Origin of the sequence: Archangium sp. Cb G35 (assembly GCF_001896145.1) — a bacterium.
In the GTDB taxonomy this organism is placed as follows: domain Bacteria; phylum Myxococcota; class Myxococcia; order Myxococcales; family Myxococcaceae; genus Archangium; species Archangium violaceum.
In genome coordinates, this window is record NZ_MPOI01000001.1 from 879,979 (window position 1) to 892,013 (window position 12,035).

The 12,035-nt window shown below is 68.9% G+C and carries 8 protein-coding genes; 3 read left to right on the forward strand and 5 right to left on the reverse strand.

Going from position 1 to position 12,035, the window contains the following annotated elements:
- The first annotated feature begins 222 nt into the window (after positions 1-222).
- Together BO221_RS03625 and BO221_RS03630 are read left to right on the forward strand one after the other, a co-directional pair.
- On the forward strand, positions 223-1,965 hold the full coding sequence (locus BO221_RS03625) for an FHA domain-containing protein (protein WP_233165646.1): 1,743 nt from the start codon (positions 223-225) through the stop codon (positions 1,963-1,965).
- Between the two features lie 87 nt (positions 1,966-2,052).
- A complete protein-coding gene (locus tag BO221_RS03630; RefSeq protein WP_047859663.1) occupies positions 2,053-2,646 on the forward strand; it encodes a response regulator in 594 nt (197 codons plus the stop codon).
- A 21-nt stretch (positions 2,647-2,667) separates the two neighbouring features.
- Here the strand turns inward: BO221_RS03630 and BO221_RS03635 are convergent, their stop codons facing one another.
- The 3 genes from BO221_RS03635 to BO221_RS03645 form a co-directional block, all read right to left on the reverse strand.
- Positions 2,668-3,441, reverse strand: coding sequence for an enoyl-CoA hydratase/isomerase family protein (locus BO221_RS03635; protein ID WP_073558886.1), 774 nt, complete (start codon positions 3,439-3,441; stop codon positions 2,668-2,670).
- A gap of 13 nt (positions 3,442-3,454) precedes the next feature.
- Complete coding sequence (locus tag BO221_RS03640; protein WP_073558887.1) at positions 3,455-3,667, reverse strand: acetyl-CoA carboxylase biotin carboxyl carrier protein subunit; 213 nt, start codon at positions 3,665-3,667, stop codon at positions 3,455-3,457.
- Between the two features lie 65 nt (positions 3,668-3,732).
- A complete protein-coding gene (locus BO221_RS03645) occupies positions 3,733-5,082 on the reverse strand; it encodes an acetyl/propionyl/methylcrotonyl-CoA carboxylase subunit alpha (protein WP_073558888.1) in 1,350 nt (449 codons plus the stop codon).
- 151 nt (positions 5,083-5,233) lie between these two features.
- Here BO221_RS03645 and BO221_RS03650 point away from each other — a divergent pair, with 151 nt between their 5' ends.
- Positions 5,234-5,584 carry a hypothetical protein gene (locus tag BO221_RS03650; protein WP_233165648.1) on the forward strand — a complete coding sequence of 117 codons (351 nt, stop codon included), beginning with the start codon at positions 5,234-5,236 and terminating at the stop codon, positions 5,582-5,584.
- 7 nt (positions 5,585-5,591) lie between these two features.
- On the opposite strand, the gene ftsZ is transcribed toward BO221_RS03650, so the two are convergent.
- Both ftsZ and BO221_RS54740 read right to left on the reverse strand, forming a co-directional pair.
- The gene (ftsZ, locus tag BO221_RS03655; protein WP_073558890.1) at positions 5,592-6,806 is read right to left on the reverse strand and encodes a cell division protein FtsZ; all 1,215 of its coding nucleotides are present in this window, start codon (positions 6,804-6,806) and stop codon (positions 5,592-5,594) included.
- Between the two features lie 228 nt (positions 6,807-7,034).
- Positions 7,035-11,957 (reverse strand): CARDB domain-containing protein, encoded by a 4,923-nt coding sequence (locus BO221_RS54740; RefSeq protein WP_083680717.1) that lies wholly within the window; start codon positions 11,955-11,957, stop codon positions 7,035-7,037.
- Positions 11,958-12,035: the final 78 nt, after the last annotated feature.

Here is a 12,035-nt window from a genome sequence, read left to right on the forward strand (position 1 = left end):
TCCGCCTCCTTATATGCGGGAGGCCTGATCCGGGCTCGCGGCCATCTGTCCGATAGACAACCGGCCCACCGAGGCCCCTTCCTGCGGGAAAAGCCCTGTCGTTTGGGGCGGATGCCCTCCTTGAGCTATCCGGGGGCATTCTGCTATAGCTGTAAGGGGACCCGACCCGTGCTGAAGCTCATCATCGAAGACGACGAGGGGCGAAAGACTGTAGTCCCCTTCATGCGCGACGAAATTACGATCGGCCGCCAGGAGGGGAATACGATCCGCCTGACGGAGCGAAACGTATCTCGCCGCCACGCACGCCTGGTGCGCCAGAACGGGCACGTATTGGTGGAAGATCTGGGCAGCTATAACGGGGTGCGCATCAACGGCGAGCGCATCCAGGGGCAGACCCAGGTCGCCGACGGGGACCTCATCCAGATCGGCGACTACGATCTGGCGCTCCAGAAGGAAGCCGCCGCGCAGGCCCAGCCTCCGGCTCCGCCTCCCTCCCAGGTGGGTGCGCCCACCATCCGGATGCCCTCCTCGGCCCTCCAGGCCGCCCTGGACGAAGCCCAGAGCAGGGCCCAGACCGAGCTGGACGTCCCGGCCCACCACGAGGAAGAGGAGGAGGAGCAGGAGGAGGACGACGACGCCCCCACGCCTCCCTCGGCCGAGCAGCGCCGCCACTCCACCGCGGTGATCCGCATGGATCAGGTGGAGATGAACCGGCCGCGCAAGGTCACGGCGGTGGACGCCGAAGAGGCCCCGCACCTGCTGGTGGTGAGCGCCGAGCTCAAGGGCCAGGAGTTCGCCTGCATCCGCACGGAGATGCGGATCGGCCGCACCGACGACAACGACATCACCATCGACCACCGCTCGCTGTCGCGCACGCACGCGAAGCTCGTCCGCGAGGACACCGGCGAGTGGCGCATCATCGACATGCAGTCGGCCAACGGCATGGCCGTCAACGGCGAGAGCTACGCGCAGGCCCCACTCGCGCACGGAGACCTCATCGAGCTGGGCCACGTGAAGCTGCGCTTCATCGGCCCCGGCCAGAGCGCCGAGGGACTCACGCACGAGGGCGCCGCCGGCCAGGGCTCGAAGAAGGGGCCCGTGCTGGCCGTCGTGGGCGTGCTGGTGCTCGTCGCGGTGGGCGGTGGACTCTGGGCCGTGTTTGGCCAGCAGCCGTCCACCCCCGTGCCCCCGCCAGCCGTCGTGGACACCCGGCCGGCCGAGCCGAAGCAGCCGGCCACCCCGCAGCCGCAGAACCCGGCCTCGCAGCCCACCGAGCCCGCTGCTCCCGACTTCACGGAGCAGCTCAAGAGCGCCCGGGCCTCCATCGACGCGCGGGACTTCGACACGGCGGTGAAGACGCTCGAGTCCATCCAGGACGCCGACGGCCAGCGCCCCACCGAGGCCCAGGAGCTGCTCGATCAGGCCAAGGCGGAGCAGGAGTCCAAGCAGAACCTCGACCGGGCCCAGAAGGCGTTCGACGAGGGCCGCCACCAGGAGGCCCTGCCCTTCCTGGAGGCCGCCGAGGGCACGCTCGCCTTCGCCGAGGAGCACGCCGCCCTGAAGGAGAAGGTGGACGCCGCCATCGAGGCCGCCAAGGCCAGCACCAACGGCAAGACGCCCGTGCCCGTCGCTGGCACCAAGACGCCACCGCGCCCCACCCCTCAGGGTCCCAGCACGGAGCAGCAGGCCAAGCAGCTCTTCGACGACGGCTACATGCTGTTGCGCAAGGCCCAGCTGCCCGAGGCCGAGTCCGTCCTCCGCAAGTGCGTCAGTGTCGATCCCACCTATGCCCAGTGCTACCTGGCGCTCGGGACGGTGATGGCCCGGCGCAACCGCCCGGACGAAGGCGCGCAGTACTACCGCGAGTTCCTACGGCTCGCGCCCAATCACGAGATGGCTCCCAACGTCAGGAAGCTCGTCGCCGACTACGACAAGAGCCAGAAACAACCGGGAGGCGGCAAGTAGGCCGACGGCTCCCGCGTACACCGCCCCCCCGCGGCGTGTGCGGAGTCCCGGCCTTCGGGCTTCCCCCCTCACACGAGGAGAAGGTTCGTGCAGATTCGTATCCTGGTGGTCGATGATGAGCAGGACAACTGCGACTACCTCAAGCTCGTCCTGATGCGCGAGGGGTATGACGTCGTCACGACGACGGACCCCACGAAGACGGTGGAGATCCTCCGCAGCGCCGACTTCCACCTCGTCATCCTGGACATGATGATGCCGGTCATGTCCGGCACCGAGGTGCTGGAGCAGATCCGCAAGCACGACACGGACGTCGCCGTCATCGTGGCCACCGCCTACCCGACGGTGGACACGGCCGTGGCCTCGCTGAAGAACCAGGCCAGCGACTACGTGAAGAAGCCCATGGAGCCGGACCAGTTCCTCGGCGCCGTGCGCAACGCGCTGGCCAAGAAGGGCCTGTCGCAGGATCCCGAGGCGGACCTGCACCGCGCCATCGGCCGCACCATCCGCGACGCGCGCAAGACGCAGGACCTCACGCTCAAGCAGCTCGCGCGCCGCACCGGCCTGTCCGTGTCGCTGCTCTCGCAGATCGAGCGCGCCGAGTCCTCGGCCTCCATCTCGTCGCTCTACAAGATCGCCTCCGCGCTCCAGCTGCGCATGGGCGAGCTCTTCGGCGACACCTGAGCCGCTGGCGGGCGGCCCGCCTCACTGGCCGCGGAACCGGGGCGTGCGTTTCTCCAGGAACGCCGCCCTGCCCTCCTGGGCATCCTCGCTGGCGAAGGCGCGGGCCCGCACCTCCCGCAGGTGCTCCCGCTCCTCGTCGGACAGGACCGCCCGCGTGAGCAGCCGGAACGTCTCCTTCATCCCCGCCACCGCCAGCGGTGCCTGGCCAGCGAGTGTCCGGCACAACTCCAGCGCCCGGACTTCGGCCTCGGCCGCCGGGAGGCACTCGTCCAGCAGGCCCCAGGCCAGCGCGTCCTTCGCGTCCAGCCGGCGGCCGGTGAGGAAGAGGTTCTTGGCGCGCGCCACGCCCACCAGCCGGGCCGCGCGCATCAACCCATCCGGTGAGTAGACGATGCCCAGCCGCGCCGGGGGCATGCTGAAGAGCGCGTCCTCCGCGCCCACCCGGAAGTCACACGAGGCCGACAGATCGAAGCCCGCCCCGAAGGCCGGCCCCCGCACCAGCGCGACGCTGGGCAGCGGCAGGGCCTCCAGCCTCGCCAGGCACGCCATCAGCGCATCGTCCGGCAGGCGGTCCTCCGTGGGCGCCGCCAGCAGGTTCAGGTCATAGCCCGAGCAGAAGGCACCGCCCTCGCCCTGGATGAGGACGGCGCGCACCTTGCCGGGAGCCGAGGCCAGCGCCTCGTCCAGGCGGGCCACCTGGCTGTCATCGAGCGCGTTGCGCCGCGCCGGGTTGGACAACGTGAGGACGCGGACACCATCGTCCCGGTCCTCCACATGCAGGGCGGACGGCTGCACCGCGTGCGTCCCGCTACTCGAGCACCACGAGGACGTCGCCCTCGTTGACCGGCTGCGACTCCTTGCAGCGGATCTCCTTCACGATGCCGTCCGCGTCCGTCTCCACGGGCATCTCCATCTTCATGGACTCGAGGATGACGAGCGTCTCGCCCGCGGAGACCTTCTGACCGACCTTGACCTCGATCTTCCACACCGTCCCGGTGATGTGCGCCACCACGTCCGCCATCGCTGTGTCCTCCCGCAAGGATGCTGCGTGTGCTCTGCGTGCTGCGAGGTAAGGGGCCCGTCCGCCTACGGCTTCGCGTGGTGCTCCAGGAAGCGCGTGTTCAGGTCTCCCGCGCGGAAGACCGGGTCCTGCAGGATGCGCAGGTGCAGGGGGATGTTCGTCTTGATGCCCTCGACGCGGAAGTTCTGCAGCGCCGCGATGGAGCGCTCGATGGCCTCGGCGCGCGTGGCGCCCGAGACGATGAGCTTGGCGATCATGGGATCGTAGTTCGGCGTGACGGTGTTGCCCTCGGCGTAGCCCGAGTCCAGGCGCACGCCCTCGCCCGTGGGCGCCTGGTACACCTTGAGCGGGCCCGGCGAGGGGAAGAACTTCACGGGGTCCTCCGCGTAGATGCGGAACTCGAGCGCCGCCCCGCGCCGCTTCACGTCCTCCTGCTTCACGGTGAGCTTCTCGCCGGCGGCGATGCGCAGCTGCCAGGCGATGAGATCCAACCCCGTGGTCAGCTCCGTCACCGGGTGCTCCACCTGGAGCCGGGCGTTCATCTCGATGAAGTAGATGCCACCGTCCGAGTAGAGGAACTCCACCGTGCCCGCGTTGGCGTAGCCGAAGGCCTTGGCCGCGGCGATGGCCGCCGTGAAGAGCTTCTGGGACAGCTCCGCGTTGCGCCCGTCCGCGAACAGCGGCGAGGGCGCCTCCTCCACCACCTTCTGGTGGCGGCGCTGGATGGAGCACTCGCGCTCCAGGCAGTGGATGAGATTCCCGTGGTGGTCACCGAGAATCTGGACCTCGATGTGGCGCGGCGCCGGGAAGTAGCGCTCGATGTAGACGCCCTCGCGGCCGAAGGCGGCCTTCGCGCGGTCCGTGCACTGACGGAAGACCTTCTCCAGCTCGGCCGGGTTGTTGGCCGCGGCCATGCCGATGCCACCGCCACCACCGGCGGCCTTGCAGAGCACCGGATAGCCAATGCCCTCGGCGGCGGTCAGCGCGGACTGCACGTCCGGGAGCACGTCCTCGGTGCCGGGCACCACGGGCACACCCGCGGCGGCCACCAGCTTGCGCGCCTGGCTCTTGTCCTTCATCCGCAGCATGGCCTCGGGCGGCGGACCCACGAAGGTGATGCCGGCGGCCTTGCACGCGGTGGCGAACTCGGCGTTCTCCGACACGAAGCCGTAGCCCGGGTGCACCGCATCGGCCCCCGTGGACTTCGCCGCCTCCAGGATGGCGGCGATGTTCAGGTAGCTGTCCTTGGCGGGAGCGGGCCCCAGGCGAACCGCCTCGTCCGCCTCGCGGACGAACGGCAGCTCCGCGTCCGCGTCCGAGTACACGGCCACGGTCGCAATCCCCATCCCCTTCGCCACGGCGTTGATCCGGCGGGAGATCTCACCCCGGTTCGCGATGAGTAGCTTCTTGAACATGGCCCGCGTCCCCTCCGCTTGAGGCGCGCGAACCTAAACCTCGCCCCGCGACGTGACAAGGAGACAACGCGCCGCCAGCCGGGAAGTTGCGGGCATGTAGGTAAATGGCGTAGCGTCCTTGCCCGTGAAGCCCTCCACGACAGGAACAGTGGTGGATCTCCAGGGCGCGCGCCACGAGCGGCGGCTGGAGATGTACCGGGCGCGAGTCACCGAGCGCCTTCGCACCAACAGAACGGCCGTAGAAACCCTCTACCAGGGTGGCACGCTCTTCTCGCCCCAGGGAACCCGGGCGGGACGGGCGCTGCTCCGGGCCCATCAACTGCTGCAACGGGCCAGCTCCCTGCTGGAGCAACTCTCCGGCGACGGAGTGATTCCCGCCCCGCGGCTGCCCGAGCGCATCGACGAGCTCTACCGCGAGGTGGACACGATGCTGTCTCGCAGCGACGCGCTCTCCGGGCGCAACCACCGGGCGGCGAGCGTGGCCCGCCTCCCGGGGCGTTAGCCCACCGCTACGGCATCTCCGTCTGGCCCTGGCGGCGCAGGAACGTGGGGATGTCGAACTGATCCTCGTCCAGCGGCAGCGCCGCGTCCTTCACCACCGCGGTGCGGTTGGAGAGCGTGCGCGTGTCCACGGCGGGCAGGGAGCGGGAACCAGCCTTGGCGGGCACCAGGCTGGCCACCTCTTCGCGCGCCACGTTGAGCGACACGGGCGAGGGCCGGGTGACAAGGGGCACCTGCACCACCTGAGCCGGCTGACGCACCTTCGCGTCGCGCGACACGAAGCCCGTGGCGATGATGGTGATCTTCACCTCGTCGCTGATGTTGTCGTCGATGAGCGAGCCGAAGATGATCTCCGCGTCCGGGTCCGCCGCGTCGTGCACCAGCGTGAGGGCCTCGTTGACCTCCTGGAGGGTCATGTCGCGGCCGCCGGTGATGTTGATGAGCAGGCCGGTGGCGCCGTCGATGGAGATGTCCTCGAGCAGCGGGCTGGAGATGGCCTGCTGCATGGCGTTGAGCGCGCGCTTGTCGCCGGAGGAGTTACCGGTGCCCATGAGCGCCAGGCCCTTGTCGCTCATGATGGTCTTCACGTCAGCGAAGTCCACGTTGATGTAGCCGTGGTACTGGATGAGGTCCGAGATGCCCTGGACGGCGTTGAGGAGCACCTCGTCGGCGCGCTTGAAGGTCTCCAGCAGCGGCATGGGCGCGTTGCTGAGCGTGAGCAGGCGCTGGTTGGGGATGGTGATGAGGGTGTCCACCGCGGCCTTGAGCTCCACCAGGCCCTGCTCCGCCTGCTTGCGGCGCTTGTTGCCCTCGAAGAGGAAGGGCTTGGTGACCACGCCCACCGTGAGGCAGCCCAGGCTCTTGGCGATGTCCGCGATGATGGGAGCCGCGCCCGTGCCGGTGCCACCGCCCATGCCGGCGGTGACGAACACCATGTCCGCGCCCTCGAGCATGGCGGCGATCTGGTCGCGCGACTCGAGCGCGGCCTCGCGGCCCATCTCCGGGTTGGCGCCAGCGCCCAGGCCCTTGGTCAGGGTCTGACCGATCTGCAGCCGAACCGGCGCCTTGTTCGCCGCGAGCGCCTGCACATCGGTATTCGCGGCAATGAAGTCGACCCGCTCAAGCTTCGCCATGATCATCGTGTTGACGGCGTTACAGCCGGCGCCACCCACGCCGACGACACGAATCTTTGCGGCCTGCTTGTTCTGGTCGAACTGGTCCATGTGGTTCCTTCTTTCGGCGCAGGTCGCACGTGCCCGCGCGCGCCCCTGCAACCGACATCTTCAGCAAGTCGCGCCCTTTGGCAAGTTCTCAGCTACGAACATGTAGCGCTACGTCGCAGTACCAAGTCGTCACAGGCACTTACGAGGAAGCCCCACCGCGCTTCAGTGCGGCGCGGTGGGTGCATCACGCCTCTTGACTCGCGCGATGAGGTCTCGTCACTGGACCTTCTAGTAGACCATCTCCATTCTCGGACCCGCTCGCGTGTTGTTGCTCTCGAGGGACTCCCTCAACGCCCGGATCGGATCCACGGCGGCGCCCAGGTAGTACGCCCCCTCCTGGGCGGACCCGGTGTGGAGCGTCCGCTGAAGCGTCCTGCACTCCCCCGGCGCGAGCGGACCCACGGGGTCGCTGCCGTACTCGAAGTCCCCCGCCTCGAAGGGAACTCCCGGCGGGACGATGCGCTCGTCATGCGAGAGGTAGAAGCCCAGATCCGGAGAGCCGCTCACGAGCCCCTGGTTGCACACCGTGGCGGAGGCCTCGAAGAGGGTCCCCAGCGGCACGCTCGCCGGTCCCGTCACCTCCGTCACGACGAAGTCCGGCCCATGGCCCACCCCCACCACCCCGCCCTCACGCCGGTTGTTGGACTCCACGAGCTCCCACGAGCCGCCCGTCTCGGCCATGGCGAACACGACATGCTCCCCCTCGTGGTACGAGAAGACGCTGGTGGAGAAGTGCTGCGTGGAGCACTGGCCCGGCAGCAGGCTGCCCAGGGACGTGTTCCCGAGCACCACGTCGCCAAATGAGGGGAAGAACGGATCCGCGACGGGGGACAACCCGATGGTGAGGTGCGTGCTTCCCGCGGCGGTGCCCTGGTTGCACACCGTGGCGGACAGGGAGAACGGCTCCTCCGGATACGCACGCGCGGGCGCCGTCACCTCGGTCACGACGAAGTCCGGCCCATAGCCCACACCCATCGGGCCTTCCACACGCATGTTGTTGGACTCGATGAGCTCCTGCGTGAAGTCACCCGAATCCACGAAGGCGCCCAGATACCAGCGCTCGTTCTCCAGGTAGGGCACGGAGACCACCAGCGGCACCGTGGAGCACTGCCCCGGCTCCAGGGGGTCGGCGAACGCGTTCCCGAGGACCACGTCTTCCGGAAACGGCGGCATCGGCCGGGAGATGACGGCGTCGGGGGACAACGCGAACACCACATCCGTGTAGTTCCCCCTCATGTCCCCCTGGTTGCACACCGTGGCGCTCAGCGCGAGCGAATCCCCCGGCTGCACGTTCTTCAGGCCCGTCACCTTCGTGACGATGAGGTCCGGTCCGTGGCCCAGACCCATCACCCCGCCCGTGAGCACGTTGTTGCTCTCCTGGAGCTCCGGCGAACCATCGACCACCCCCACCAGATACCAGGGGCCCTGAAGCATGGGGACGCTGCCCCGCACCCGCGCCGAGACGCACTGCCCCGCCCACACGTTGCCCACGAACGTCCCACCCACCGGCGTGATGTCCCAGGAGGACGAAGACGGCATGGAGGTGAGGGGCTCGCGGGAGAGGAGCATCTCCAGCCACGCACTACCGGTCTCGGTGCCCTGGTTGCACACCGTGGCGTTCAGCCACAACGGCTCATCCGGCCGCGGCAGCTCCGGTCCTTCCACCTTCGTGACGATGAAGTCCGGCTGGTTGCCCACTCCCATCACCCCGCCCACCATCACGTTGTTGCTCACGATGAGCTCCGGGATGGCTCCCAGCCCTCCCACGATGGCACCCAGGTGCCAGACGCCATCTCCGACCGGGGCCTGGGGGACCGCCTGAACCAGGGTGCACTGCCCCGGCGCCAGATCCTCCAGGGATGCACCATGAACGATGACATCGCCGGACCCCTGCAAGCCCGGCGCATCGAAGACCGTGTCCTGGGAGAGGAAGAAGGACACGTGCGGCGAACCATACGCGGTGCCCTCGTTGCACACCGTGGCGGACACGGAGAAGAGCCCTCCAGACCGCGCGCTCTTGGAGCCCTCCACCTTCCTGACGACGATGTCCGGCCCGGAGCCGACACCGATCGGCCCCGCCACCCGCGTGTTGTTGCTCTCGATGAGCTCCATCGAGACGTTCCCCGGATCGGCGGCAGCACCCAGGTAGTACGCCCCATCGCCCACCCCGGAGCTGGCAGACACCTGCACCCATCTGGTGATGCACTGGCCCGAATCGAGCGTGCCCGTGGACAGCGAGCCCACCTTGTCGTCCGGCGCGGGGCCACTCGGCCGCGGGAACGTGATGACTTCATCGGGGGACAGCAACAGCCAGACCTCGGTGCTGCCCGGCATGAAGCCCTGGTTGCACACCGTGAGGGTCACTCCAAGGGGGTCTCCCCACTTCACGCTCGCGGCCGGCTTCAGCTCCGTGACGACGAAGTCCTGCTCTCCTCCCACGCCGATGACGCCCCCTCCGTACACATTGTTGCTCTCGATCAGCTCCGGCCGCAGCTCCATCGAGTCGACGATGGCGCCCAGGCGCAGCTCGCGCGCCGGGCCACTCGAAGGCAGGGAGGCCACGACAGGCACCGTCCTGCACTGGCCCCTCTCCAGCGGGCCCACGGAGAAGCGGCCCAGGGACACGTCCCCGTCCCAGCCCGGCCGTCCTGGCGAGGTGATGACCTCATCCCGCGACAGGAGCAGCTCCACCTCCGTGTCAGCGCGCTCCGTGCCCTGGTTGCACACCTGGATGGATGCGGGGAAGCTCGTCCCCGGCCGTGCGGTAGCGGGAGCCGTCAGCGCGGTGATGAGGAAATCCGGCTTGGAGCCGATCCCCATCCGCTCCGCCACGCGTGAGTTGTTGCTCTCGATGAGCTCCGCCTGGAGGTTCTTCATGTCGGCGATGACGCCCAGGTAGTACGGCCCCTCGGGAACGGCGACGCTGCCTCGCAGTGGCACCGCCTGGCAGGCTCCCGGAGCGAGCGGGCCCACGGACCCCTCCACGGCGACGGCATCTCCCACCACCCCCGGCCCTGGCGGAGTGAGGATCTCGTCGGCCGACACCAGCAGCGTCACGTCCGTGCCGCTACTCAGGGTGCCCTGGTTGCACACCGTGACGGATACATCGAAGGGCTCTCCGGAGTGGACGCTCGCCGGACCCGAGACCTTCGTGACGATGAAGTCCGGCTTGCTGCCCACGCCCATCGGGCCGAAGACGGCCGTGTTGTTGCTCTCGATGAGCTCGCGCCGCAGGTTGCCCGGGTCGAGCAGGGCCCCCAGATACCACGCCCCTTCTGGCACGTTGGCGATCACCGGCGCCGGCACATGGGAGCACTGGCCCGGCAGCAGAAAGCCCACCCCTGCACTCCCGAGGAACACGTCCCCGCCCTGCGACAGGGGCTCCGGAAGGAGAACCTCCGGGTCGGACGACATCGCGAACACGAGGTCCGTGCTACCCGCCCCCACGGGACCGCGATTGCACACCCTCGCGGAGACCACGAAGTTCGAGCCCTCCACCACGCTCGGGGGCGCCCGCACCCAATCGACGACGAGGTCCGGCCCCATTCCAACCCCCAGGATGCTCCCGGCGTACGCGTTGTTGCTCTCGAACAGCTCCACCAGGGTATTGGCTGGATCGATGATGGCGCCCAGCCGGTACTCCCCCTCTGGTAGCGAGAAGGAGAAATCCGCCCGGGCCTTCACCGGAAGCGTGATGCACGCCCCTGGCATCAGGGAGCCCACGCTCGTGCGAAGCACCTGGAGATCCCCCTCGCCCAGGATCGAGCTCTGCGGGACGATGACCGCATCCTTCGACAAGAGCAGATCCACGAACGCCCCGCCTGGGGCAGTGCCCTGGTTGCACACCGTGACGGAGGCATCGAAGGAGGACCCCAGGGGCGCGTAGGCCGGCCCGGTCAGCTTCGTGATGGTGAGATCCGGCCGGCTGCCAATGCCCATCCGCCCGGCCGTGTACGTGTTGTTGGTCTCGATGAGCTCCGGCACGGAGTTGGGGACATCGACGATGGCGCCCAGGTAGTACTCCCCATCCGCGGGCAACGAATTCCGGGCCGTGAGCGGCACGGTGGCGCAAGCCCCCGGGGACAGCGCGCCCACGGAGACCCCACCCAGGGACCAGTCCTGCTCCCGGGTGAAGACCGCGTCCTGGGACAGGAACAGCTCCACCGAGGTACCGCTCAAGACGTTCCCCTGGTTGCACACCGTGAGGGTGGCGGAGAACGGCTCGTTCCTCAGCGCCATCCGGGGAGCCCCCGTCACCGCGGTGACGACGAAGTCAGGCCGCGTCCCCACACCGATGAGCGTGCCGGCGCGCGTGTTGTTGGTCTCGATGAGCTCCGTCCGGAGCTTGCCCTGGTCGACGAAGGCGCCCAGGTACCAGGCGCCCTGCGTGGGGGCTTGGGCGCTGGTCTGCACCGCGCGCGAAACGCACTGCCCCGGGTTCAGGGTGCCCACGCTCACGGCCCCGGCGATGACGCGATCCGTCTCCGTGATGACCGCATCCGCGGACAGCAGGACGTTCACCAGCGTGCTGTCGGAGAGCGTGCCCTGGTTGCACACCGTGACGTTCGCCGTGAAGGACTGCCCCAGCTTCAAGAGGGAGGGGCCCGTCACCGAGGTGACGACGAAATCGGGCCGGGTGCCCACGCCCACCTGGCCACCCGCCAGGGTGTTGTTCACCTCGCTGTACTCCGGCACCTTGTTGCTGGGATCCGCGATGGCCCCCACGTACCAGGCGCCCATGGGCACGTTGGCGGTGACCATCCCCTCACGCACCCCACACTCCCCCGGCACCAGGGCGGCACCCGCGGGAAGCGTGCCGGCGAGGGCGTCCTGCGCCGGAGCGATGTTCGTGTCCAACGACAGGTAGAACCCCACGTCCGCCCCACCCGTCTCGCCGCCCCGGTTGCAGACCGTGGCGCGCACCCGGAACTGGGACCCGCTCGTGTAGCCCGACGGCCCGTTCGGCCCGTTCAGCACCTCCACCTGCGTGACCACGAAGTCCGGCGGAGCCGCGATCAACGCCTCCGCCGTGGTCCTCGGCTGGCCGGCTTCCGGGGCAGGCCCGCTCGCGCTTCCGCAGCCCGTCACTCCGAGCAGTACCAGCACCACCGCAACACACCCAGACCGCCAGGCGCGCCCTGTCGTTTCCATGATCCCCTCGAGCTCGAAACCCCGTGAGAGACGCGGCGCCAGAAACGCCGCGCATCTCCAGGCTCTAGCTCAGGTGCG